This window comes from Aeromonas sp. s12 (assembly GCF_040907925.1).
Lineage (GTDB): Bacteria > Pseudomonadota > Gammaproteobacteria > Enterobacterales > Aeromonadaceae > Aeromonas > Aeromonas veronii.
Genome location: NZ_JBFOCT010000036.1, coordinates 46,569 through 69,919, shown reverse-complemented (window position 1 = coordinate 69,919; position 23,351 = coordinate 46,569). Strand labels below are relative to the sequence as shown.

Sequence of the window (23,351 nt, the reverse complement as noted above, 5' to 3'; positions counted from 1 at the left end):
TGCCCGTTCGGGGGCGCCAAATCGCTTTTATGGATCGGCCGCAAGGCCGGTATCACGTTGGGGAGTTTGGTAATGGCGATAGCCTCCAGTGCCTACAAGAAAGCCCTCGAGGGCAGTCAGCAGCGCAAAGAAGTGCTGGTGAAAATTGATCGGGTAAGCAAGCAGTTCGACGAAACGCTGGCGGTCGATAACGTATCTCTCAATATTCACAAGGGGGAGATTTTCGCCCTGCTCGGCGGGTCCGGTTCCGGCAAATCGACCCTGCTGCGGATGCTGGCCGGTTTCGAACGCCCGACCGAGGGGCGACTGTTCCTCGACGGGGTCGACATCACCGACATGCCCCCCTATGAACGCCCCATCAACATGATGTTCCAGTCCTACGCCCTGTTCCCCCATATGACGGTGGCCCAGAACATCGCCTTTGGCCTCAAGCAGGATGGCCTGCCCAAGGCCGAGATCGATGCCCGGGTGGAGGAGATGCTCAAGCTGGTGCAGATGACCCAGTATGCCCGCCGCAAACCGCATCAGCTCTCCGGTGGCCAGCGTCAGCGGGTGGCGTTGGCTCGTTCCCTGGCCAAGCGTCCCAAGTTGCTGCTGCTGGATGAACCCATGGGGGCGCTCGACAAGAAGCTGCGTTCCAAGATGCAGCTGGAGCTGGTAGAGATCATTGAGCGGGTCGGGGTGACCTGTGTCATGGTGACCCACGATCAGGAAGAGGCGATGACCATGGCGGAGCGGATCGCCATCATGCACCTCGGCTGCATAGAGCAGATCGGCAGTCCGATGGATATCTACGAGACTCCGGCCAGTCGGCTGGTGTGCGAGTTCATCGGCAACGTCAACCTGTTTGACGGCCTGCTGGTGGAGGATGAGCAGGACCACGCCACCATCGCCTGCGCCGATCTGGAGCAGCCCATTTATGTGGGCCACGGCATCAGCTCCCGCGCCGAAAACAAGAAGGTGACCTACGCCCTGCGGCCGGAAAAACTGCTGATGAGTCTGCAAAAGCCGGAGGAGATCGAGCACCCGGACTTCAACTGGACCAAGGGTGAGGTCTATGACATCGCTTATCTGGGCGGTCACTCGGTTTATCACATCCAGCTGCCCTCGGGCAAAATCGTTCAGGCTTTCATCGCCAATGCCGAACGCCACGGCAAGCGGCCAACCTGGGATGACCAGGTGTTCCTCTACTGGGAAGATGACAGCGGCGTGGTGCTGCAATCATGAAGTTCTTGCAACGACTGAAGCGGGTCGGGGGGCGCCGACTGGTGATCGGCATCCCCTTCTTCTGGCTGTTCCTCTTCTTCCTGCTGCCCTTCGTCATCGTGGTGAAGATCAGTTTTGCGGAAGCGGATGTGGCGATCCCGCCCTACACCGATGTGGTGAGCTGGGCTGACAATCAGCTCACCATCCTGCTCAATATGGGCAACTACCTGCTGCTGCAGGAGGATGAGCTCTATATCGCGGCCTATCTGGGCTCCCTCAAGATGGCCTTCGTCAGCACTTTGCTCTGCCTGCTGATTGGCTATCCGATGGCCTACTCCATCGCCCGGGCCAACAAGGAGACCCAGACCGTTCTGCTGCTGCTGATCATGATGCCGACCTGGACCGCCATTCTGATCCGGGTCTATGCGTGGATGGGGATTCTCAGTAACAACGGCCTGCTCAACAGCGTCTTGCTGGGGATCGGGGTGATTGACGAACCGCTGCAGATCCTCAATACCAACCTGGCGGTCTATATCGGCATTGTTTACTCCTACCTGCCCTTCATGGTGCTGCCGCTCTACGCCAATCTGGTCAAACATGACCAGAGCCTGCTGGAGGCTGCTTCCGACCTGGGGGCCCGCAACCTGACTCGTTTCTGGCAGATCACTGTGCCGCTCTCCAAGAACGGCATTATCGCCGGCTGCATGCTGGTGTTCATTCCGGTGGTGGGGGAGTTCGTTATTCCGGAAATGCTGGGCGGCCCGGAGACCCTGATGATCGGCAAGGTGCTGTGGCAGGAGTTCTTCAACAACCGCGACTGGCCGGTCGCCTCTGCGCTGGCGGTGGTGATGCTGGCGGTGCTGATCATTCCGATCATCCTCTTCAACCGTAACCAGGCCAAAGAGCTGGAGGGCAAGGCATGATGAGACGTTTCGGTTTTGCCAAACTGATGCTCTGGCTGGGGCTGCTGTTTATCTACCTGCCCATGATCATCATGGTGATCTACTCCTTCAACGCCTCCAAGCTGGTGACGGTGTGGGGCGGGTGGTCGCTCAAGTGGTACTTCGGCCTGCTCGATAACAAGCAGCTGATCGGGTCTGTGTTCCGCTCGCTGGAGATCGCCTTCTACACCGCGATCGCCGCGGTGGCGCTGGGGACGGTGGCAGCCTTCGTGCTGACCCGAATTCCCCACTTCCGTGGGCGCACCCTGTTCGGCGGCATGGTGACGGCGCCGCTGGTGATGCCCGAGGTGATCACCGGTCTGTCGCTGTTGCTGCTGTTCGTGGCGATGGCCCAGCTGGTGGGCTGGCCCGCCGAGCGGGGCATGCTGACCATCTGGATCGCCCACACCACCTTCTGTACCGCCTACGTGGCGATCGTGGTGTCGGCGCGCTTGCGGGAACTGGATCTCTCCATTGAGGAGGCGGCGATGGATCTTGGCGCCAAGCCGTGGAAGGTGTTCTTCCTGATCACTATCCCGATGATCGCCCCCTCGCTGGCGGCAGGCGGCATGATGTCGTTCGCCCTGTCGCTGGATGATCTGGTGCTGGCGAGTTTCGTCTCCGGCCCGGGCTCGACCACCTTGCCGATGGAGGTCTTCTCGGCGGTGCGGCTAGGGGTGAAACCCGAGATCAACGCGGTGGCCAGCCTGATCCTGTTGTCGGTATCGCTCTTTACCTTCGGCAGCTGGTATCTGATGGCCAAGGCGGAGAAGCGCCGTCGTGCCGAGATCGCCATGACCACCCAGATGCAGGCCGTCGTCTGACGCCATGATAAGGTCCGCCTACTCTCGTCAACCTGGAGGATGAGTATGCGGATCTCCCTTTTTAGCGGTCGTGGCACCGAGCTGGTGCCCAGCCTCACCAGCGCCATTCACAAGCAACCGATCTCTGCACCAGTTCGCTGTACCTTTGCCGGTCTGGAAGGGGATGAGCAGTGTGACCTGCGCCACCACGGTGGCCCAGATCGGGCGCTCCACTACTATCCTGCCGATCACTATCTCTGGTGGCAGACCTGGCAAACCGCGCTGGGCTTGCCTGCGCCACGTACACCCTGGCAACCTGCCGCCTTTGGCGAGAACCTCTCCGGTATCGGGCTGACCGAGGTGCAAGCCTGCATTGGCGATGTCTATCGACTCGGCGAGGCGCTGATCCAGATCAGCCAGCCGAGATCCCCCTGCTTCAAGCTCAACCAGCGCTTTGGCTATGGCCAGATGTCCCAGGTGATGCAGCTGAATGGCCGTTGTGGCTGGCTGCTGCGGGTGCTGGAGGAGGGGATGATCGCGCCTGATACGGCCATGGAGCTGGTAGACAGACCCTATCCCGAACTGACGGTGAAGCGCACGGCGGATATCCTGTTCAATCAGGTGCGCAATGAAGCGGATCTGCTGATGCTGCTGGAGAATCCGGCTCTCTCGCCCAACTGGCGCCAGCATGCAGCCGACTGGCTGGAGCATGGCACTGTGGCTGACTGGCAGCGCCGTCTGCTGGGGCCAGCATCCCTGCGCCTGGCCTGACGGCCGGTTGCCGGAATGTCACCAGCTGGCTGCAGTCCGGTAAACGGGTGAAAAGAGTGCTGAATAGTTGAGCGAACGGCGTTTTTTTTCCTGTTAAATGCAAAAAAGGCTTGTGTCGGGTCTGGGCTTTCGGTAAATTCCCGTCCCGCAGACATCGGTGTGTAGCGCAGCTTGGTAGCGCACTTCGTTCGGGACGAAGGGGTCGGAGGTTCGAATCCTCTCACACCGACCAAATTCAATAAGGGCTTAGCTTCGGCTAGGCCCTTGTGCATTTCCGGCCCTCCAGTTCTGTGGGGCATTTTGATTTTCTGTCCTGTTTACCACATCTGCAATCGATACCTATTGACTCCTAATCCGTTGTTTCCCCCTTCTTGGATACGTGTTAACTATTTCCTTCCATACAGATTGTCCGACTCGTTGCGGGCCTCAAATGAGCGGCTGATTTCAATCTCTTTGAATATCAAGGTTCGACGGCAGGAAAAGGATGACCAGATATGCAAGGCCAGGAACGGCAATGCCAGGAGTTTTACCAGACTCGTTTTGCTGGATATGCACAGCAGCTTGCCCCATTCGCCGCACTTGATGAGTGCCTTCACGACTTTCTGGATCAACGTCCGAGCGGCAAATACACAACTCGCAATCGTGCTGCCGGACTGGCTGCCGCATCCTTTTGGTGGGAGCCAGTCAATCTTGAAAGTGCTCAACTGGCAAGCTTGGCACTGGGACGTATTTTGCATTTTGAGGATGCTATTAGCACTGCGCTGCTGGATCATCTGTCCGCTCGTCATCCAGATGTATTGCGTTGGGCGATTCGTTACTCGAAGCTGTTTACACGCAGCGATTCACCGCTCTGGCAGCATCTTCGGGACAATCTCGTCAGCAAGGATTGGTGCGTATTTTTCGGCGTCTGTGATCGCTTGCTTGAGCAACTCGAACCATTCGATAAAGCCATCGCACTGGCTGAGTCCCACCTGAAGTCGCTTACGCTATTAGAGCTACTTTCCTATTTGAGCGTGACAGCTTATGGGCAACTTGGTGCCGCTAAGGATAGAGACAGCAGGGCGGAAGATTGGGATGTCTATGATCGGATTATCGCGCGCAAACTGTTGAATTGTTCCGAGCGTGATTTTCAACTGACAGAGGAGGTTCTCGGCCGATCTCTCAAGCGTCATTTGTCGCCACTCCTTTTTCCACAGTCAGGTGTGGGGCGAGAGTGTGTTGCCTACCTCGAATCGGTTGCCCTGCTTATTGCCGCTATGCGCGAGCGAATCGATTACGAGAATTCCATCAATTGGTTCTGTTTTGACAGCGATTGCGGTTACCAGCTCAAGCCGGGACAACCGGTCATCTTCAATAAAACTGATTTGGGCTCACAGCGCTGGCAGCGTACTGAGAGAAAAAGCAGGTTGCTTTGGTACTACTGGATGTACCGCGCGATTGAGCAATTCGCAGCGTCCGATATGGCTGGCGCAATCATAGGGAGGCCGGAAAACCACGAAGCGAATCAGCTTGCTTACATAAAAGCCATTCGCAGTCAGCTCTACCTGCAGACCATTTTCGGGTTGGGTGAGCGGGTCAGACTGAACGATGGAGCTGAGGTAGCCCTGCACCACGCGATATTAGCCAGTGAGCTGACAACCGTGTTCTTCGAGCAGGCATTTCTCCAGCCTTTTCTGCGCTATATGGATGACTCAGGTGTAGCAGTGAAGGCTCTGGGTCAATTGGCTTTTGAAGGACTTGTGCATGGTGAGAACCGCTTTCCCATCACCTGGTCGGAACCGAAAGATAAGATCCGTCGTATTTGTGGTTGGACCGTCAGCCCTGAGCATCCCAAGGGCGACCCCGAGGCGGCCGAAGCCATCCTGAAGTTCTGGACCAGTGATCTGCAGGCTCTATCCGCGCAGATAAGGCAAGCGCCAAGCATACCGTCACCACGACTGTACGAGCGGCCGTTCTACAAGATTGGCCGCTACAGTTTTCAGTTCCCCTGGGTTGCCGGTCAACAGAACAATCTGACCGCTGCGGTGAATAACCTGCGTCGTGTTGAACAACGCAGGCCAGCTTTGCGCAGCGAAACGGAGCGTATTGAACATACCCTTGCCGAAGCGCTAAGGCAGAGGGGATTCCACGTCGTGGTGGGCTACCAACCGCCACTGAGTGATGAGCGCGATGCTGGCGAAGTGGACCTGATCTGTCACTTGGATGGGGTTGCGTTGCTGCTGGAGGTCAAGTCTGGCTTCATTCGTTCAACTCGCCATGAAGTCTGGCTGCATCGAACCAATACCCTGCGCAAGGCGGCGAGGCAGTTAAAGCGCAAGCAACCGGTTGTGCTTCAAGCACTGCAAAATGACCAAGGGTTGCGGTCAGCTCTATTGCTGAGTGATGTTAATCCTCTGCCAGCCCTGCATGCCTGGGTTGTGGATACGTCGATTGAATTTGATGGTGAGGTTGTCGATGGGTTCCACGTCGTCTCCCGCGAGATCATGGAGATCGCTTTGCGCGATGAACCGCATTATCTGCGGGAGTTTGAAGAGATGGATGAGGCTGAGGCTGGGAATGAGGTAGAGACTCTGTATGCCGACGGATTCAGTGCGCAAGCTCTTGTTAGGTTGATCGAGTCCGATGGGGTCTGGAGTGATGTGCTGTAGAACGTGACAAGTAGGTTTGCGGGATTCATGAGGTGTGGGGCGCCACATTTTGGCTATCTGCTTGGCAATAAAGCAGTAGCCGTGTGCATTAAAAGGGCCACCGCTCGGTGGCCCATCGGTGGAGTCTGATCCTGACTCCGGCACTCTAGATTGTGGCAATCTCGCTATGGGTCTTGTCTATGGTGCCCTCCTTGCGCGCCAGGCGCTTACTCAGATATGCCAGTGCTGATGCCGCAAAGCCTTGAAACTGTGTTGAGGCAGCAAGGCCGCGTGCTTGGGGTACTCACTAATGAAATGTTCTATTCCCTCCATCAGTTGTGCACGTAATGAAATCACGGGCTCATGCCAAGCTTGCAGGCATAAATGGCCGGGGATCAACTGCTCCTGATAATCTTCCAGCAGCTGTTCTGGCCAGGGTTCAATACCGGAATTGCGTTGCAGCAAATAGTGGGCGGCGGGTTCACGGGCATAAATGAACTGAATTTGGGCCAGATCGCGTTGGCATAGCGTTTGACTGTTGATGTGACAGGTCAAATATTTTCCCGTTTTCAGATCCAGAAAGTGACCGCGTTGCCGACAGGGAACGATGCGATACCAAGGCAGGGGTGAGGAGAGAGAATACCCCTCAAGCTCCTGTTCCAACCAGTGGCGACACTCGGGTGTCTGCACCTCGTCGAGCATGGACTCGAGCTGTGTCAACAAGGCTCTGGATGGTTTGATGGCCAGTTTCGCACTCATCGCCTGCAATCCTCCCTCTGCACACAATCCCGACTATCAGTATGGACCTTGTTCGGCCTGAGGGGGTAAGGAATCTAATGATTAAAAGTGGATTAGCCGCGTGGTTTTTATGCACTAACTTGGTTCAACCCACCAGATAGGTACCAGTGCCGAAGGCGATGTGGGTGCCCTCTTCGTTGTGCAGCTCCATCCGGGCGACGGCCACCTTGCTGCCAGCCCGGATGATGTGGGCGGTGGCGATAAACTCGTTGCCGCGTCCCGGGCGCAGGTAATCCACCCGCAGATCTATGGTACCGAGGCGGGCGAAGCGCTCCTTGATATAGCTGGGGGAGAACTCCTCCAGCTCGTCGATGCAGGAGGCCGCGACTATCATGCCGCCCGCTACATCCAGCAGCGTGGCGGTGACGCCGCCATGCAGGATGTTGTGGAAAGGGTTGCCGATCAGCTTCTCATCCATCTTGATGCGCAGCTCCACCTTGTCGAAGTCGTAGTGGGTCACCTGCATGCCGATCAGCTTGTTGAACGGCATCTTCTCGGCAAACAGGTTGGCAATGCCACTGAGCGCCATCTTCTTGAGCATCTGTTTCATTCTCTGATCCCGATCCTTGTCATCAAAGCCGAGTAAAAACTCCAGCCAGTCTGCAACAGTTCCTTAACAGTCGCAATGGCAGGTTTATTGTGGGCGGCGGCTGCTTTAGAATGGCGACCCCAAAGGAGAGCCCATGACCGCGATTGCCGAAACCCTGCCAGATCCTCAGCCAGAGAGTCCGCTTGCCCTGCTGCAGGCAGTCTTCGGCTATCAGCAGTTTCGGCCGGGTCAGCTCGAGATCATCGAGCAGATCGTCGCGGGGCGCGATGCGCTGGTGCTCAAGCCCACCGGTGGCGGCAAGTCGCTCTGCTACCAGATCCCGGCACTGCTGCGGCCCGGGCTCGGTGTGGTGGTCTCTCCCCTTATTTCGCTGATGAAGGATCAGGTCGACAGCCTGCGCGCCAACGGCGTAGCGGCGGTCTACATCAACTCGGCCCTCAGTCGGGAGGAGATGATCCAGAACTTCGCCGCCATGCGCCGCGGCGAGATCAAGTTGGTCTATGTCTCCCCCGAGCGCTTGCTGCAGCACGAGTTTATGGATCGGCTGGCCGAGCTGCCGCTCGGGCTGTTCGCCATCGACGAGGCGCACTGTGTCTCCCAGTGGGGCCACGATTTCCGGCCTGAGTATGCGGCACTGGGGCGACTAAAACAGTGGTTCCCGCAGGTGCCGGTGGTGGCTCTGACCGCCACCGCCGACGAGGCAACCCGCAGCGACATGCTGCACCGGTTGGAACTCAATGATCCCTTTATTCACACCGCCAGCTTCGATCGTCCCAATATCCGCTACAGCCTGGTGGAGAAGTTCAAGGCGGCCGAGCAGCTGCTGCGCTACGTGCAGAGCCAGAAGGGCAACTGCGGCATCGTCTACTGCTCCAGTCGCAACCGGGTGGAGGAGGTGGCCGAGCGGCTATCCCGCCACGGCTGCAAGGCCGCGCCCTATCATGCGGGGCTGCCGCTCGAGCAGCGTCAGCAGACCCAGGATGCCTTCCTCAAGGATGATATCGAGATAGTGGTGGCAACGGTGGCGTTCGGTATGGGCATCGACAAGCCCAACGTGCGCTTCGTGGTGCACTACGACATTCCGAAGAACATCGAATCCTACTATCAGGAGACCGGCCGCGCCGGTCGCGATGGCACCCCCGCCGAGGCGCTGCTGCTCTACGATCCCGCCGATATCGGCCGGGTACGCCGCCTGCTCGACAACATCGAGAACCCGCAGCAGCTGCAGGTGGAGCAGTACAAGCTCAATGTGATGGCCGCGTTTGCCGAGGCGCAGACCTGCCGCCGTCAGGTGCTGCTCAACTACTTTGGCGAGTACAACGACAAGCCGTGCGGCAACTGCGATATCTGTCTCGATCCGCCCAAGAGCTATGACGGCACTGAAGATGCCCAGAAGGCGCTCTCCTGCGTCTGGCGGGTGGGGCAGAATTTCGGGGTGGGCTATGTGGTGGAGGTGCTGCGTGGTTCCCTCAACCAGCGCATCAAGGATCACGGCCACGACAAGCTGTCGACCTATGGCATCGGCAAGGATCAGAGCCACGAATACTGGATGAGCGTGATCCGCCAGCTGATCCACAAGGGGCTGCTGACCCAGAACATTACTCGCAATCTGGTGCTGCAGCTGACCGAAGCGGCCCGTCCGGTACTGCGTGGCAAGGTGAAGCTGGAGCTGGCGGTGCCCCGCTTGCAGCCTATCTCCAGCCGCAAGGAGAAGCGCAATGGCCTGCTCGACAACGCCAACTACGACAAACGGCTGTTCAAGGAGTTGCGCGGCCTGCGCAAGCAGATTGCCGAGGACGAAGAGGTGCCGCCCTACGTGGTGTTCAACGATGCGACCCTGGTGGAGATGGCTCAGCTGATGCCGATGACCGAAGACGAGATGCTGGCCATCAACGGCGTCGGTCACCGCAAGTTGGAGCGCTTCGGCGAAGCCTTTATGGATCTGATCATCGACTACTGCCGGCGGTAGGGTCGATTAGGCAGCCTAATCGACCACGGTAAGCGCGGCTCGGAAGAACTTGAGTCAGACGCGAGGTTATTTCAGGCTGGCGTAGAAGGCGGCCAGATTGTCGATATCCGCATCGGTCAGCGGCGCCATGAAGGGGTCCATCAAGGGCTCTTTGCGAGTGCCATCCTTGAACGCTTTCAACTGTTTCACCAGATAGGCGGCATTCTGACCCGCCAGATGGGGATAGTTGGGGATCATTGCCTTGCCTTCCACCCCGTGACAGGCGGCACAGACCGCCGCCTTGGCCTTGCCTGCCTCGATATCTGCAGCCTTGGCCTGATGACCCCACGCCAGTGCCAGCAATGGTAGGGCATATACCCATTTTTGCATCTTCTTCTCCTTGAATTGAAAAATGATGGTCGCCAGTTAGCGCAAGCATGGCTGACGGCAGTATAAAGAGTGACACGAGCATACGCAGGGACGAATGGCACAACCATGAAGTTGATCAACACTTTTGCGACCGAGTTGCCCTGGGCCTGTGAACCCGTGGCCCCCCAGCCGTTGCAGCAGCCCCGGTTGCTTCATCTCAACCGGGCTTTGCTGGATGAGTTGGGGCTGGGAGGCGTCAGCGAGGCTGACTGGATCGCCTGTTGTGGCGAGGGAAAGGTGCTGCCCGGTATGCAGCCGGTAGCGCAGGTCTATGCCGGCCATCAGTTCGGGGGTTATAGCCCCCGGCTTGGAGATGGTCGCGCGCTGCTGCTGGGTGAGCAGCTGGCGCCGGATGGCCAGCGCTGGGATCTCCACCTGAAGGGGGCGGGTAAAACTCCGTTCTCCCGTTTTGGTGACGGCCGCGCCGTGCTGCGCTCGAGCATTCGCGAATATCTCGCCTCCGAGGCGCTCCATGCCCTCGGCATCCCGACCACGCGGGCGCTGGTATTGGTGGGGAGTCAGGAGCCCGTTTATCGCGAGCGGGTTGAGACCGGGGCGACCGTGCTGCGCACCACCCCCAGCCATCTGCGCTTCGGCCATATCGAGTATTTCGCCTGGAGCGGGCAGGGGGAGAAGATTCCGCCACTCATCGACTATCTGCTGCGCTACCACTTCCCCGAGCTGGAGAGTGGCGCCGAACTGTTTGCCGAAGTGGTGCGCCGCACCGCTCGGTTGATTGCCAAATGGCAGGCGGCGGGCTTCTGTCACGGGGTGATGAATACCGACAACATGTCGCTGCTCGGCCTGACGCTGGATTACGGCCCCTACGGCTTTATCGATGCCTACGTGCCCGATTTTGTCTGCAACCACTCGGACCCGGCGGGCCGCTACGCGCTGGATCAGCAGCCCGCGGTCGGTTACTGGAATCTGCAAAAACTGGCGCAGGCGCTGGCTGGCCATGTAGACGGTGATGCACTGACTGCGGCGTTGGCCCAGTACGAGCAACAGCTGATGTTGCACTACTCCGAGTTGATGCGGGCCAAACTCGGGCTGGCGGTGTGGGAGGAGGATGACCCGGCGCTGTTCCGCGAGCTGTTCCGGTTGCTGGCGGCCCACAAGGTGGATTACCACCTGTTCCTTCGCCGTCTCGGTGAGGTGACGCAAGAGGGGGCGTGGCCTGCATCTCTGCTGGCCCTGTTGCCTGAACCACTGGGTTGGCAGGCGTGGCTGGAGCGCTATCGGGCGCGGCTGATGCGCGAAGGCAGCGAGGATGCCGTGCGTAAGGCGCAGATGGATGCCATCAACCCCAAGTATGTGCTGCGCAATGCGCTGGCCCAGCAGGTGATCGACGCCGCCGACGCAGGGGATATGCAGCCGTTCGAGCGGCTGTTCGCCGCCTTGCAGCACCCCTATGATGAACAACCCGAATATGAGGATCTCGCCACCCCGACTCCGGCATGGTATTGCGGTGGTGAGCTCTCCTGCAGTAGCTGAGAGACAGGGAATGAGTTGGCAAATCAAACAGGTAGATAGCGAAGCTGGCGTGGTGACGCTGGATTGTCCGGCACTCGACTGGGACACGTTTCCGCTGTTGGCGCAGGTCTTGCTGCGAGAGTGGGAGCTGCAGCCGCTCGAGCAGGATGCGGGGGCCGATCGCCATAGCTGGTTGCTGGAGTTTGAAGGGAGCCAGTTTCGGCTGGAGTACGAACACTACAGCGGCTGCTGGCTGGAGGCTGTGCGCCCGGCGGATCGGGAGGCGCTGCTCTGGCTCGCCAGACAGCACAAGGTGTGACTATCGCCTGCAAGGCCTGCTCTGCCGCAGGCCAACCTGGATGAGCCCAATCGCATAAAGATTGAACTATCGGTTTGGGGGCGTATAATCTCGCCCCTCGATTATCGCCAATGGTGGCGATATGGGTTCCCTAACCCCATTAACCAAAAAGGTCACAAGATGAATCTGACCCCTGCGCAGTACCAAACGGCGCTAGTTCGCCTGTCGTTGTTCCACATTCTGATCATTGCCAGCAGCAACTATCTGGTGCAGCTGCCGATCACCGTGTTTGGCTTCCATACCACCTGGGGTGCGTTCAGCTTCCCGTTTATCTTCCTGGCGACCGACCTGACAGTGCGGATCTTCGGTGCCGGTCTGGCACGCAAGATTATCCAGACCGTGATGCTGCCAGCACTGGCGGTTTCCTATGCGCTCTCTGTGCTCTTCTTCGAAGGGAGTTTCCAAGGCGTTGGTCATCTGGCCGAATTCAACCTGTTCGTGGCGCGTATCGCGCTGGCCAGCTTTATGGCCTATCTGGTAGGGCAGTTCATGGATGTGGTGGTGTTCAACCGGCTGCGTCTGCTCAAGCAGTGGTGGATTGCACCTGCTGCCTCCACCCTGTTCGGTAATCTGGTCGATACCATCGCTTTCTTCAGTGTGGCCTTCTGGCGCACCACAGATCCTTTCATGGCAGAGCACTGGGTCGAGATCGCAACCGTCGATTACGTATTCAAGTTGCTGATAAGCCTTGGTTTGTTCGTGCCGCTCTACGGTGTCTTGCTGCGCTACCTCAGCCGCAAGCTGGTGGGCGAGGCCGGATTATCCAGCCTGCAAACGGCCACCCGGCAAGCCTGACCAGATTGACCACCCTTCGCGGTGGTCAATTTTTTTGCACTTTCTGCAAATAGCGCTTGCCTAGTTAAATGAGAATGATTATTGTTAACTTGTTTTCCGGGAAAGACTTCATTCGTTCCAACGTGATGGACTTCTTGTGAAGGCACGACATTGCTCACATTGCTTCCAGTTAAGGGCCAGTTTATCTGGCCCTCTTTTTTTGTCATTTTTCAGCAAGTTGCAGGCATAAAAAACGGGAGCCAAGGCTCCCGTCGTCACGCTGTTTGTAGTTTACTCGATATCGAGTGCCTCGGGGGAGAGGATCACCCCTGTGGTATCGGCGTAGAGGTGGTCGTCAGGCAGGAAGGTCACGCCACCGAAGTTGACCGGCAGATCGGTCTCCCCTACATCCTTGCTGTCGGCACCGACCGGAATGGCTGCCAGTGCCTGAATGCCGATATCCAGATCTTCCAGAATATCGACTTCGCGGACGCAGCCGTAGCAGACAATCCCTTCCCAATCGTTCTCTGCTGCTGTGGTGGCGATGTCGCTGTCGATCAGAGCGCGGCGCATGGAGCCACCGCCATCGATCAGCAAGACGCGTCCCAGTCCGTTCTCTTTGACGAGTTCACGGATAAGACCATTCGATTCGAAGCATTTGACGGTGGTGATGACGCCGCCGAAAGAGGCGCGGCCGCCGAAGGAGCAGAGCATGGGTTCAAGCACATCCACCATGTCCTGATAGATGTCGCACAGTTCAGAAGTATTGTATTCCATAGTGTCAAATCCACGGCTGGAAACAGGTGCAACCAGTATAAGGAGTGGGTGTGGCATTTCAATGAATATTCCTTGCACAGATCACCTGTCGCCGCTTTTCTGCATAAGCTCAATGCAGTTCACTGCCAGTTTGCGAGAGGTCCATCGTGCTTATCCGTCATAAGTTGATCCTGAATACCGTGCTGGTTGCCGTTGCCATGCTGGTACTGAGCGGCCTGTTTATCTACTCCAGCCAGGTGCACCGTCATCTGACCGAAGCCCAGCGTAATATCGACCAGCTGGAGATCGCCATGCTCAACTTGCGGCGGGCCGAGAAGGATTTTCTGATCCGCAAGGATATGACCTTCGTCGAGCGCTTCAATCAGGGGCTGTCTGACTTTCACCAGCACAACCGGGAGCTGGTGACCGATGACAATCTGGCGGCCGTTGAGGGGGAGCTGACCAGACTGGATCAGCAGATCAGCGGTTATGGCAAAGCCTTCAACGATCTGGTGGCCCAGCAGCAGAAGATTGGTCTGGGGCCGGAGGAGGGGCTCTATGGCAAGTTGAGGGCGGCGGTACATGAGGTGGAGAATGGGCTCAAGCAGCTGGATCAGCAGGGGCTGCTCATCACCATGCTACAACTGAGGCGGGCGGAGAAGGACTTCATGCTGCGCTCCGATATCCAGTATCTGGAGCGTTTCGAGACCTTGCACAAGAGTTTTCAGGATAGCCTTGCCACCTTGCCGGAGGGGGATCGTGGCAAGCTGGAGCAGGCCAGCAAGCAGTACCGGCAGGACTTTGTGGCGCTGGTGCAGGGGATGCAGGTACTGGGGCTGAAAGAGGATGAAGGGCTGCGTAACCAGATGCGGGATCTGGTGCATCAGACCGAACAGGGGTTTGCCGCCGTCGATCAGCACATTATCGCTGAGCTTGAGCGGCAGAGCGCTCGCCTCAACAGCCTGATGCTGGTCTGTGGCGGGGTGATTGTGGTGCTGATCGGCATCATGAGCGTGTTGCTGGGGCGCAGTATCGACCGTCCCATTACTCAGGTGAATGACACCGTCAACCGCATTCGTCAGGATAATGACCTGCGTCTGAAGATAGAGTTGCGCGGGGCAGATGAAATGGCCCAGCTGGCAGGCAATCTTGACGTGATGCTGGGCGGGTTTCGCAACCTGATTGGCGATGTGAAGCAGAGCGTGCACACCCTTACCGAAGCGGCGGATCACCTCTCGGCCAACGTCAAGCGCACCAGTGAAGGGGCGGCGCGCCAGCTGCAAGAGACCGACATGGTGGCGACCGCGTCCACCGAGATGGGCTCCACCATCGAAGAGATCGCCCGCAACACCGAGCAGGCGGCCAACAATGCGCAGGCGACCAACAACAAGGCGATGGAGGGGCGGGCTGCGGTCGAGAATACTGTCGAGCAGATCCGCTCGCTCGCGGGCAATCTGGAGAGCTCATCCCGCGAGGTGAGCCAGCTGCAAAAAGAGAGCGAGACCATCGGCTCCGTGCTTGACGTGATCCGTGGCATTGCCGAGCAGACCAACCTGCTGGCCCTCAACGCAGCCATCGAAGCAGCCAGGGCAGGGGATCAGGGGCGCGGCTTTGCGGTGGTGGCCGATGAGGTGCGTAATCTGGCCATCCGTACCCAGAAATCGACCCAGGAGATTGCCGGCATCATCAGCTCGCTGCAGAAACAGACCGGCAGCATCGTCGAGGTGATGGCAACCTGCCGCGAGCAGGGCAACCGCAGCTCGGATCAGGCCAGTACCGCAGGGGAGTTGCTGGGGCAGATCACTCAGGATGTTACCCACATCATGGATATGAGCACCCAGATTGCGGCAGCCATCGAACAGCAGAGTCTGGTGGCCAACGAGGTGAACCGCAACGTCAACAACATCCGCGACATCGCCCAGGAGTCGAGCATCATGGCGGAGGAAAATGCGAGATCCAGCGAGGGCCTCAACGAGCAGGCCCAGCTGCTCAACAAGGCGGTGGCAAAATATCGGGTTTAGTGAGCGGACTGGCATCCTTATGAGGTTTTTGCACCAGAGTGGCAATGATTTGATCGTAATGGCTGTTATTGGGGACATTCGCTCATATAATCGCCGCCACTATGATGATTCGGAAGGATTCGATGGCAAAGTTGCTGGTGGCCGTATTCGGGCTGCTCTGTTCCTGTCTGGTGTTGGCAGGATCGGCGCCTCAGGCTACCCCACTCAAGCCCGGTATGGAGCCGCTACTCAGCTGGTTCAACGGGGCCTTTACGAGCCGGGAGCAGGCCAGTTACGACAGCCGCTTTACCAGTGCCGAGCTGCGCCTGATGGAGATTTGGCCCGGCTATCAGGGCTATCGCTGGGTCTATGCCGAGCAGTATCTGAGCATGCGCTCCGTCCGTCCTTTCCGCCAGCGCATCTATCGCTTCTCACCTGCCCCTGACGGGCGGATCCTGATGGCAGAGCTGACCATGCCCCGAGCCACCGATTTTGCCGGTGCCTGGCATGATCCCGCCCTGCTCGACAGTCTGACCCCGCAGCAGCTCTCCTTGCGTCACGGATGCGAGATCTGGCTGACACGCACTCCCTCCGGCGAATATGCCGGTCATACCCGGGTGGGCCATTGCTCTACCGATTTTGGTGGTGCCACGACGCTGGTGCAGCATATCTGGATTGGCCCCGATAGCGTCAGATTGCTGGATCGCGCCTATGACAACGCAGGGAGCCCGCGCTGGGGTAGCCCGGGTGAGGGGTATGTCTATTTGCGTCGTTCCAAAGGGTTTGGCCAGTAGGGGAGAGTGCGTCTGGCTGAGGGAAAGGGATAAACCATATTCAGGACGGGACAAAGACAATGAAAAAAGCGCCCATTGGGCGCCTTTTTCAGAATTCTTCAGAAGTAAAATTACTTCTTGGTGGTCATCGCACCGAAACGCTTGTTGAACTTGTCTACGCGGCCGCCGCTAGAAACTTCTTTCTGCTTGCCGGTGTAGAACGGGTGGCACTCGGAGCACACGTCCAGGTTCAGATCTTTACCGATGGTAGAGAAAGTGTTGATGACGTTACCGCAAGAGCACTTGGCGGTGATGGCTACGTAGTCAGGATGGATACCAGCTTTCATGGACAACCTCAATTAATAGGCCGTGTCGCCATCCGATCTCTTGTCGGACACCACACGATTGTTGAACACAGTTTCAAAGGCTGCGAATAATATAGGAAATGCCTGAGATCAGGCAAGTGGCTTCGCAGAAAAAATAGGCAACCCCTGGTGAATTCTTCCCAAACGCTGGATCTGGTTCGTGTCGCTGTCCCGGTACCGTTACGCCGTCACTTCGACTATCTCTCTCCCCTGCCGTTACCTGCCCCCGGTTGCCGGGTCGAGATCCCTTTCGGTCCCCAGACCCTGGTCGGGCTGGTGGTGGATCATCCGGCCGACAGCCAGGTGCCCCGCAACAAGCTCAAGCCCATCAAACGGGTATTGGACACGGCTCCGGTGCTGGGGCCGGATATTCTGGCGCTGATGAACTGGAGCGCCAGCTACTACCAGCATCCGCTGGGGGAAGTGCTGCCCCATGCCCTGCCGGTGTTGGTGCGCAAGGGGGAGCCAGCCGCCTATCGGGAGCTGGAGTTCTGGTTTGCCACCGAGGCGGGCATGGCCATCGACCTTAACGAGCTCAAGCGGGCGGCCAAGCAGCAGCAAGCGCTCGCCCTGCTGCGCAAAGGACCGCAGACCCCCTCCGCCCTCAAGCAGGAGGAGATCCAGAGCGCCGCTCTCACCGCGCTGGAGAAGAAGGGGCTGCTGGAGAAGCGCTCGCTGGAGCCAAGCCATGACGGCGACTGGGCCGCCCGTTTTGAACCGGGGGAGGGGCTGCGCCTCAATGGCGAGCAGGCGCTGGCTGTCTCTGCCGTTACCAGCCAGAGCGACAAGTTCGGTGCCTTCCTGCTGGATGGCATTACCGGCTCCGGCAAAACCGAGGTGTATTTAAGCATCCTTGAGCCCTTGCTCAAGGCGGACAAGCAGGCGCTGGTGATGGTTCCGGAGATCGGTCTCACCCCGCAGACCATCAACCGCTTCCGGCGCCGCTTCAACGTGCCGGTGGTAGCGATGAACTCCGCCATGAACGATCGGGAACGGCTCGACGCCTGGCTCGCCTGCCGCGACGGCGGCGCCGCCATCCTGATCGGCACCCGCTCGGCGGTGTTCACCCCGTTTCACAACCTCGGCATCATCATCATCGACGAAGAGCACGACGGCTCTTTCAAGCAGCAGGACGGTTTTCGCTACCACGCGCGGGATCTGGCGGTGATGCGGGCTCATCGTGCCGGTATCCCCATTTTGCTTGGCTCGGCTACCCCGTCGCTGGAGACGCTGCACAACGCCCGCACCGGTAAGTATCACCATCTCACCCTGACTCGGCGTGCCGGTAACGCCCAGACCGCCCGTCAGGTGATCCTCGATATCAAAAACGTGCGGTTGCAGGCCGGGCTTTCCCCCCAGCTGGAGCAGCTGATGGCAGAGCATCTGGCGGCGGGCAATCAGGTGATGCTGTTTCTCAACCGCCGTGGCTATGCCCCGGCTCTGATCTGTCACCAATGTGGCTGGAGCGCCGCTTGTGAGCGTTGTGATGCCTGGTACACCTGGCATCAGGCCGGACGACGGCTGCACTGCCATCATTGCGACAGCGTGCGCCCCTTGCCCCACCACTGCCCCGAGTGTGGCAGCAACGAGCTGATCGGGTCGGGAGTGGGCACCGAACAGCTGGAACAGCTGCTCACCACGGTGTTCCCGCAATATCCGGTGGTGCGCATCGATCGGGACAACACCCGCCGCAAGGGGGAGCTGGAGACTCACCTCGGCGACATCAAGGCGGGCAAGTACAAGATCCTGATCGGCACCCAGATGCTGGCCAAGGGCCACCACTTCCCGGACGTGACGCTAGTGGGTCTGCTGGATGTGGATGGTGCCCTGTTCAGCGCCGATTTTCGCGCCGCCGAGAAGCTTGCCCAGCTCTACACCCAGGTGGCGGGTCGCGCCGGTCGCGCCAGCAAACCCGGGCTGGTGGTGCTGCAGAGCCACCATCCGGAGCACGCCCTGCTGCAGGATCTGACCCAGAATGGCTACGGCCACTTCGCCGACACGGCGCTGAAAGAGCGCCGCCTGCTGGGGTTGCCGCCGTTCAGCTATCAGGGACTGTTTCGGGCCGAGGCCAACGGCCGTGACGAGGTGCAGCTGTTCCTCGCCCGCCTCGCCGATACCCTGCGCAGCGCCCGTTATCCCCATGTTCAGGTGCTCGGGCCCATCAGCGGCTTTATGGAGCGCAAGGCGGGCAAGTTCCGCATGCAGTTGCTGGTGCAGGGGCCCAACCGGGCGCCACTGGCCCAGCTGCTGGATTGGGCGGTGAAGGAGCTGGAGGGGTGGCCCGAGACCAAGCGGGTACGCTGGAGCCTCGATATCGACCCCACCGAGCTGAACTGAGTCAGATTCCGGTCGCTGACGGGCTTCGTCAGCGACCGGGTTTGCCATGCGGGTGCCGGGTTCAGACCCGCAGATCGATCTGCTGCACCCAGCCGCCCTTGCCCTGTTCGGTTACATAGAGACCGGACTGGCGCAGCACCCCCTGATTGCCGCTCTCCCCCAGATGGTTGAAGGGGGTGTCGAGGGGATGGAGCAGGATGGCGCCGATCCCCAGCTCCACCAGAGCGATGGGGGATTGCTCCGGCTGCCAGAACTGCAGCGCCGAGAACTGGCTATCCCGCTCGTCCAGCACCCCGTTGCCATCCTCATCCAGGGTCGCCAGCTCGCCAAAACCGTTGCCGGAGCGGGCCCCGAACAGCTCGCCGCCGTCATCTATGGTGCCGTTGCCGTTGCGATCCAGCGCCACGAAGCCGCTGCCTTCACTCAGGCCCGGCAGGCTGTCCTCTTTGCCATCCTGATCGATGTCGAACTTGACCCGGGCGTCGGTCAGGCCGGCTATCTTGCCGTCCAGGCTGAGCACCAGCGGATCCTTGAGGGCATTGAGGGTGGTGCGCCGCTGGCTCACCTCCAGCTGGCGCCAGTCGAGCACAAAGCCGAGATCGAGCTGAATAGTCTGACCATCCCGAGTCGCTACGCTGGCCGATGCCACCACGTTGAGCTGCTCCTGTTGCAGCAGGGTGTCTGTCACCTCCACCAGTTGATCCGGCTCGGCGGCCTGAGCTGCTGCTTCTCCTTGGGTCACCCCTTCGCCCCCCTCTTCGGTGGGCTTGATCGGCTTGGGCAGCTCGATTTCGTGGCCCAGCATCGCCTCAATCATCAGCTTGATCAGCCGCTGGCGGTTATCCAGCCCATCGTCGGGAATGCCATCCTGCTCTTTGCCGACTTCCGCTGCGGGCGGGGCGGGAGGTGTTGCCGCTTGCTGGCTGGCGGCTGATTGCCTCGCGGTTTGCAGCGTCAGGGCGCTGGTGAGGGTCAGAGTGCTGCTGCGTTCGCCGGCCACTGCCGTGTTGTTGCCCTCCGGTGGATTGACGGCGGGTGGCACTGGCCCGAGGTTGCGCACCTTGCGGCTCTGGGCCTGTTGTTGCCGGTATTGCACCTCCCCCTGGAGGTCGTAGTGATCGATGCGCATACATTCGCCCTCGGCGCTATACATCTGGTCAGTTATCGACCGGTTAGTGAGCAGGGCTTAACACCAAATCGGACTAATCAGGGAGGTGGTTAGTACTAGGTTGCAAGGTGGTGGCGTGGCAGGATGGCAAGAGACTGGATGGTGGCGCTGTAGTTGAACATTTTCAGGTAACGCGGCGCACTCTGGCTGACAAGCGGCATCGGTGAGGATAGGGAGAATTACATGAGAAATTGTCTGGTGATGGACGTGGCGGGCTATGGTGGATTCCTGTCTGGCGCCCCTTGCATCAATGATGTTGAGGGCTTCACTCATGCGTAATTGTCTGGTGATGGGAGCGGCGGGCTATATAGGCTCCTATCTGGTGCCCCACCTGCAAACCCTGGGCTACAAGGTGATTGCCGGGGCGCGCCGTCCCTGCCGCTTGCCTGAGGGAGTCGAGTTTCGCCTCGCCGACAGCCTCAAGCCCATCACTTTGCTGCCTGCGCTGGCGGGCATAGATACCGTTTTCTATCTGGTGCATGCCATGGGGGCGGGGGCCGATTTTCACCGGCTGGAGCAGCAGGGGGTGAAGAACTTTGCTGCCGCCGCCCGCGCCGCCGGGGTGCGCCGCATCATCTATCTCGGGGCAATCCAGCCGGAGCATTGCAACAGTCGCCATCTCAACTCCCGCCGCCACTGTGGCGAGCTGTTTCGCGAATCCGGTGTGCCTACGGTGGAGCTGCGTGCCGGCATCATTGTCGGGCCCGGCTCGGCGGCGTTCGAGGTGATGCGGGATCTGGTGTTCAACCTGCCGCTGATGGTGACACCCAAATGGGTGCGCTCGCGTACGCCGCCGATTGCGCTTTCCAACTTGCTGCACTATCTGGGTGGGCTGGTGGAAGCCGACGAGGTGGATGGCCGCATCTTCAATGCGGTCGGCCCAGAACTGCTCAGCTATCAACAGCAGTTGCAGAAGTTCGCCGCCCATATCGGCAAGCGTTGCCCTATCATTCCCATCCCGTTTTTGAGTCCGCGTCTCTCCGCCTGGTGGCTGCAGTTTGTCACCTCGGTGCCGCAGCCGGTGGCCAAGGCGCTGGTGGGCGGTCTCAAGCACGATATTCCGGCCGATGACGGCCCGCTGCGTGCCCTGCTGCCACAGACCCTGCTCAGCTTCGACGAGGCGCTGGCGGAGAGTCTGGCGCTGGAGCAGAAGCTGGGTGCCGAGCAGCAGGGGCAGGAGACGCCGCTCGGCCTGCGCTGGCGCCATCCCGAATATGGTTTCTACGACCGCACCGCCAGCGGCGATGCCATCTGCCTCGCCTCGCCCGAGGTGGTGTGGCAGGTGTTGCAGCAGCTGGGGGGTGAGCAGCGCTACTTCTACATGAACCAGCTGTGGGTGGTGCGCGAATGGATGGATCATCTGATCGGCGGCCCGGCCCGCACTCGTGGTCGCACCAATCCGGATCGCTTCGTGAAGGGTGACATGCTCGACTCTTGGCAGATCCTCGGGGTGGATGAGGGGCGCAGGCTCGATCTCTTGTTCAACATGAAGGCCCCGGGCGTCGGGCGGCTGGAGTTCAACATCCTGCCGGAGGAATCTGGCCTGACCCGCATCCGGGTCACAGCTCACTGGCACCCGCAGGGCGCCTGGGGGTTGGCCTACTGGCTCGCCATGTTGCCGTTCCACCTCTTCATTTTTCAGGGGATGACCGAGGCCATCGCCCGTCAGGCTGAGGCGAGGGCAGGTATCCCGGTGATGGATTAACCCCTATTCACACCATCCCCGCTGATAGAGTGCCCCGTTCGGGGCACTTTTTATGCGGCGGCCATGCCCGGTTATGGCAGATAGTGGTAGGCGTCTCATGGCAAAGGCTGGCATCATGCCGCGGTCTTGTTTACCGCGGATAGATAATCAGTCAGAAAAAGAAGGGATTATGAAGAAAAAACCGTCAATTTTGGGGGGCGCCTGCATCATTGCCAGCGTCTGCGTGGGAGCTGGCATGCTCGGTCTGCCGAGTTCGGGGGCGGGGGCCTGGACCCTCTGGTCGGTGCTGGCGCTGACCGTCACCATGGTGATGATGACCCTCTCCGGCTGGATGCTGCTGGAATCCTTCCAGCACCACGACATGCGGGTCTCCTTCAATACCGTGACTCGCGAGCTGCTGGGGGAGAAGCTCAATCTCCTCAACAACCTCTCGGTCTACTTTGTTGGCGGCATTCTGCTCTACGCCTATATCACCTCCTCCGGTGCCATCCTGCAGGGCATTCTGGGGATCGACAGCAAGCTCGCGTCCGTGCTGTTCGTGGCGCTCTTCTCTGCGGTGGTGTGGCACTCGACTCGCGCTGTTGACCGTATTTCGGTGGTACTGATCGCCTTCATGATCCTCAGTTTCGCCCTCGGGGTGGCCGGGCTGCTCGGCAGTATCAAGCTGCCGACCCTGCTCGATCTGGCGGGCAGCGAGAGTCGCTACGCCCCCTATGCCATGGCGATGCTGCCGGTGGCGCTCACCTCGTTTGGTTATCACCACTCTGTTGCCTCCCTGCGTGCCTACTACCAGAACGAGCAGCAGGCCAGATGGGCCATTCTGGGGGGAACCCTGATCGCGCTGGCGCTCTACGTACTCTGGCTGTTGGGGATCTTCGGCAACCTGCCCCGTCAGGATTTTGCTCCCGTGATTGCCAAGGGGGGTGACGTGAGTGTGCTGCTTTCCGCGCTTTCAGGGGTGATCGAATCGGAGAAGGTGGCCAGCGCCATCAACGGCTTCTCCATGGCGGCCATTCTCTCCTCCTTTATCGGGGTGGGGCTCGGGGTGTTCGACTATCTGGCTGATCTGTTCAAGTTCGACAACAGCCGCGCCGGTCGCTGCAAGACCTGGGCGGTCACCTTCCTGCCGCCGTTGGTGCTCTCCCTGCTCTTCCCGTTCGGCTTCCTGCTGGCCATCGGCTATGCCGGTGCCGCCGCCACCATCTGGACCTGCATCATCCCGGCATTGCTGGTGCTGCGCACCCGGGCGCGGGCCGAGCGGGGCGAAGTGACACCCCACTTCGTCACCCCCGGCGGCAAGCTGATGGCCTGGCTGCTGATCCTGTTCGGATTGGCGACCGCGCTGTTCCACTTCCTGTCGATGGCAAATCTGTTGCCGGTCTATCTGGGCAACTGAGTCAGGTCTACAACTCTGACAGAAAGGGCGGTAAGGCCAACTTGCCGCCCTTTTTGCGCCATTTTTACCCCACGCAGCAGGATCTATAACTAAAGTGGTATGTGTGGGTGGGGTAAGGTGCTGAAATAACTGGTCTGATCTGGCTGATGGCAGCATGATCTGCTGGGCATGTC

20 protein-coding genes and 1 tRNA gene are annotated in these 23,351 nt (G+C 59.5%); 15 read left to right on the top strand and 6 right to left on the bottom strand.

What is annotated here, in order from left to right; genetic code table 11:
• The first annotated feature begins 72 nt into the window (after positions 1–72).
• The 6 genes from potA to AB5Y67_RS18665 all read left to right on the top strand — a co-directional run bounded on the left by potA (position 73) and on the right by AB5Y67_RS18665 (position 6,369).
• The gene (gene potA, locus AB5Y67_RS18690; protein ID WP_005340704.1) at positions 73–1,227 is read left to right on the top strand and encodes a polyamine ABC transporter ATP-binding protein; all 1,155 of its coding nucleotides are present in this window, start codon (positions 73–75) and stop codon (positions 1,225–1,227) included.
• The gene (locus AB5Y67_RS18685; RefSeq protein ID WP_005340703.1) at positions 1,224–2,129 is read left to right on the top strand and encodes an ABC transporter permease subunit; all 906 of its coding nucleotides are present in this window, start codon (positions 1,224–1,226) and stop codon (positions 2,127–2,129) included. Before potA ends, AB5Y67_RS18685 begins: the two co-directional genes overlap by 4 nt.
• Complete coding sequence (locus tag AB5Y67_RS18680; protein ID WP_120416386.1) at positions 2,129–2,971, top strand: ABC transporter permease subunit; 843 nt, start codon at positions 2,129–2,131, stop codon at positions 2,969–2,971. The genes AB5Y67_RS18685 and AB5Y67_RS18680 overlap by 1 nt, the downstream gene beginning before the upstream one ends.
• 45 nt (positions 2,972–3,016) lie before the next feature.
• A complete protein-coding gene (locus tag AB5Y67_RS18675; RefSeq protein WP_199427782.1) occupies positions 3,017–3,721 on the top strand; it encodes an MOSC domain-containing protein in 705 nt (234 codons plus the stop codon).
• A gap of 155 nt (positions 3,722–3,876) precedes the next feature.
• Positions 3,877–3,953 (top strand) — tRNA-Pro (locus tag AB5Y67_RS18670).
• Between the two features lie 262 nt (positions 3,954–4,215).
• Complete coding sequence (locus AB5Y67_RS18665; RefSeq protein WP_199415569.1) at positions 4,216–6,369, top strand: nuclease-related domain-containing protein; 2,154 nt, start codon at positions 4,216–4,218, stop codon at positions 6,367–6,369.
• Positions 6,370–6,579: 210 nt separating this feature from the next.
• Here AB5Y67_RS18665 and AB5Y67_RS18660 read toward each other — a convergent pair whose 3' ends face one another.
• Together AB5Y67_RS18660 and AB5Y67_RS18655 are read right to left on the bottom strand one after the other, a co-directional pair.
• Positions 6,580–7,107, bottom strand: a complete 528-nt coding sequence (locus tag AB5Y67_RS18660) for a hypothetical protein (protein ID WP_005356927.1) — start codon at positions 7,105–7,107, stop codon at positions 6,580–6,582.
• Positions 7,108–7,231: 124 nt separating this feature from the next.
• Positions 7,232–7,696 carry a thioesterase family protein gene (locus tag AB5Y67_RS18655; RefSeq protein ID WP_236368143.1) on the bottom strand — a complete coding sequence of 155 codons (465 nt, stop codon included), beginning with the start codon at positions 7,694–7,696 and terminating at the stop codon, positions 7,232–7,234.
• A gap of 133 nt (positions 7,697–7,829) precedes the next feature.
• Between AB5Y67_RS18655 and recQ the strand changes: the two genes are divergently transcribed.
• Complete coding sequence (recQ, locus tag AB5Y67_RS18650; protein WP_005340692.1) at positions 7,830–9,665, top strand: ATP-dependent DNA helicase RecQ; 1,836 nt, start codon at positions 7,830–7,832, stop codon at positions 9,663–9,665.
• 66 nt (positions 9,666–9,731) lie between these two features.
• Here recQ and AB5Y67_RS18645 read toward each other — a convergent pair whose 3' ends face one another.
• On the bottom strand, positions 9,732–10,034 hold the full coding sequence (locus tag AB5Y67_RS18645) for a cytochrome c (protein WP_005340687.1): 303 nt from the start codon (positions 10,032–10,034) through the stop codon (positions 9,732–9,734).
• Between the two features lie 105 nt (positions 10,035–10,139).
• Here AB5Y67_RS18645 and AB5Y67_RS18640 point away from each other — a divergent pair, with 105 nt between their 5' ends.
• The 3 genes from AB5Y67_RS18640 (at position 10,140) to AB5Y67_RS18630 (ending at position 12,699) form a co-directional block, all read left to right on the top strand.
• On the top strand, positions 10,140–11,567 hold the full coding sequence (locus tag AB5Y67_RS18640) for a YdiU family protein (protein WP_005340684.1): 1,428 nt from the start codon (positions 10,140–10,142) through the stop codon (positions 11,565–11,567).
• A gap of 10 nt (positions 11,568–11,577) precedes the next feature.
• A complete protein-coding gene (locus AB5Y67_RS18635) occupies positions 11,578–11,865 on the top strand; it encodes a DUF3630 family protein (protein ID WP_005340682.1) in 288 nt (95 codons plus the stop codon).
• A gap of 159 nt (positions 11,866–12,024) precedes the next feature.
• Positions 12,025–12,699 carry a 7-cyano-7-deazaguanine/7-aminomethyl-7-deazaguanine transporter gene (locus tag AB5Y67_RS18630; protein WP_005340680.1) on the top strand — a complete coding sequence of 225 codons (675 nt, stop codon included), beginning with the start codon at positions 12,025–12,027 and terminating at the stop codon, positions 12,697–12,699.
• A gap of 270 nt (positions 12,700–12,969) precedes the next feature.
• Here AB5Y67_RS18630 and rraA read toward each other — a convergent pair whose 3' ends face one another.
• Positions 12,970–13,455 carry a ribonuclease E activity regulator RraA gene (rraA, locus tag AB5Y67_RS18625; RefSeq protein ID WP_005340678.1) on the bottom strand — a complete coding sequence of 162 codons (486 nt, stop codon included), beginning with the start codon at positions 13,453–13,455 and terminating at the stop codon, positions 12,970–12,972.
• 146 nt (positions 13,456–13,601) lie between these two features.
• Here rraA and AB5Y67_RS18620 point away from each other — a divergent pair, with 146 nt between their 5' ends.
• Together AB5Y67_RS18620 and AB5Y67_RS18615 are read left to right on the top strand one after the other, a co-directional pair.
• Positions 13,602–15,455: a methyl-accepting chemotaxis protein gene (locus tag AB5Y67_RS18620; RefSeq protein ID WP_150389945.1), complete on the top strand. Its 1,854-nt coding sequence runs from the start codon at positions 13,602–13,604 to the stop codon at positions 15,453–15,455.
• 122 nt (positions 15,456–15,577) lie between these two features.
• Positions 15,578–16,228 carry a chromophore lyase CpcT/CpeT gene (locus tag AB5Y67_RS18615; RefSeq protein ID WP_021230765.1) on the top strand — a complete coding sequence of 217 codons (651 nt, stop codon included), beginning with the start codon at positions 15,578–15,580 and terminating at the stop codon, positions 16,226–16,228.
• A 110-nt stretch (positions 16,229–16,338) separates the two neighbouring features.
• Here AB5Y67_RS18615 and rpmE read toward each other — a convergent pair whose 3' ends face one another.
• Positions 16,339–16,554, bottom strand: a complete 216-nt coding sequence (gene rpmE, locus AB5Y67_RS18610) for a 50S ribosomal protein L31 (protein WP_005340673.1) — start codon at positions 16,552–16,554, stop codon at positions 16,339–16,341.
• Positions 16,555–16,701: 147 nt separating this feature from the next.
• Between rpmE and priA the strand changes: the two genes are divergently transcribed.
• The gene (gene priA / locus AB5Y67_RS18605) at positions 16,702–18,909 is read left to right on the top strand and encodes a primosomal protein N' (protein WP_150389943.1); all 2,208 of its coding nucleotides are present in this window, start codon (positions 16,702–16,704) and stop codon (positions 18,907–18,909) included.
• A gap of 61 nt (positions 18,910–18,970) precedes the next feature.
• On the opposite strand, the gene AB5Y67_RS18600 is transcribed toward priA, so the two are convergent.
• Entirely contained in the window at positions 18,971–20,062 is a 1,092-nt protein-coding gene (locus AB5Y67_RS18600; RefSeq protein ID WP_190973194.1) for a hypothetical protein, read from the bottom strand.
• A 286-nt stretch (positions 20,063–20,348) separates the two neighbouring features.
• Here AB5Y67_RS18600 and AB5Y67_RS18595 point away from each other — a divergent pair, with 286 nt between their 5' ends.
• Together AB5Y67_RS18595 and AB5Y67_RS18590 are read left to right on the top strand one after the other, a co-directional pair.
• The gene (locus AB5Y67_RS18595; RefSeq protein ID WP_199427781.1) at positions 20,349–21,782 is read left to right on the top strand and encodes a DUF2867 domain-containing protein; all 1,434 of its coding nucleotides are present in this window, start codon (positions 20,349–20,351) and stop codon (positions 21,780–21,782) included.
• A gap of 169 nt (positions 21,783–21,951) precedes the next feature.
• Entirely contained in the window at positions 21,952–23,178 is a 1,227-nt protein-coding gene (locus tag AB5Y67_RS18590) for an aromatic amino acid transporter (RefSeq protein WP_005355439.1), read from the top strand.
• The last annotated feature ends 173 nt before the right edge of the window (positions 23,179–23,351 follow it).

Bases quoted from the DNA above. Each gene is read 5' to 3' on its own strand.
- potA (WP_005340704.1), top strand. From the start codon at position 73: ATGGCGATAGCCTCCAGTGCCTACAAGAAAGCCCTCGAGGGCAGTCAG.
- AB5Y67_RS18685 (WP_005340703.1), top strand. From the start codon at position 1,224: ATGAAGTTCTTGCAACGACTGAAGCGGGTCGGGGGGCGCCGACTGGTG.
- AB5Y67_RS18680 (WP_120416386.1), top strand. From the start codon at position 2,129: ATGAGACGTTTCGGTTTTGCCAAACTGATGCTCTGGCTGGGGCTGCTG.
- AB5Y67_RS18675 (WP_199427782.1), top strand. From the start codon at position 3,017: ATGCGGATCTCCCTTTTTAGCGGTCGTGGCACCGAGCTGGTGCCCAGC.
- AB5Y67_RS18665 (WP_199415569.1), top strand. From the start codon at position 4,216: ATGCAAGGCCAGGAACGGCAATGCCAGGAGTTTTACCAGACTCGTTTT.
- AB5Y67_RS18660 (WP_005356927.1), bottom strand. From the start codon at position 7,107: ATGAGTGCGAAACTGGCCATCAAACCATCCAGAGCCTTGTTGACACAG.
- AB5Y67_RS18655 (WP_236368143.1), bottom strand. From the start codon at position 7,696: ATGAAACAGATGCTCAAGAAGATGGCGCTCAGTGGCATTGCCAACCTG.
- recQ (WP_005340692.1), top strand. From the start codon at position 7,830: ATGACCGCGATTGCCGAAACCCTGCCAGATCCTCAGCCAGAGAGTCCG.
- AB5Y67_RS18645 (WP_005340687.1), bottom strand. From the start codon at position 10,034: ATGCAAAAATGGGTATATGCCCTACCATTGCTGGCACTGGCGTGGGGT.
- AB5Y67_RS18640 (WP_005340684.1), top strand. From the start codon at position 10,140: ATGAAGTTGATCAACACTTTTGCGACCGAGTTGCCCTGGGCCTGTGAA.
- AB5Y67_RS18635 (WP_005340682.1), top strand. From the start codon at position 11,578: ATGAGTTGGCAAATCAAACAGGTAGATAGCGAAGCTGGCGTGGTGACG.
- AB5Y67_RS18630 (WP_005340680.1), top strand. From the start codon at position 12,025: ATGAATCTGACCCCTGCGCAGTACCAAACGGCGCTAGTTCGCCTGTCG.
- rraA (WP_005340678.1), bottom strand. From the start codon at position 13,455: ATGGAATACAATACTTCTGAACTGTGCGACATCTATCAGGACATGGTG.
- AB5Y67_RS18615 (WP_021230765.1), top strand. From the start codon at position 15,578: ATGGCAAAGTTGCTGGTGGCCGTATTCGGGCTGCTCTGTTCCTGTCTG.
- rpmE (WP_005340673.1), bottom strand. From the start codon at position 16,554: ATGAAAGCTGGTATCCATCCTGACTACGTAGCCATCACCGCCAAGTGC.
- AB5Y67_RS18600 (WP_190973194.1), bottom strand. From the start codon at position 20,062: ATGTATAGCGCCGAGGGCGAATGTATGCGCATCGATCACTACGACCTC.
- AB5Y67_RS18595 (WP_199427781.1), top strand. From the start codon at position 20,349: ATGCGTAATTGTCTGGTGATGGGAGCGGCGGGCTATATAGGCTCCTAT.
- AB5Y67_RS18590 (WP_005355439.1), top strand. From the start codon at position 21,952: ATGAAGAAAAAACCGTCAATTTTGGGGGGCGCCTGCATCATTGCCAGC.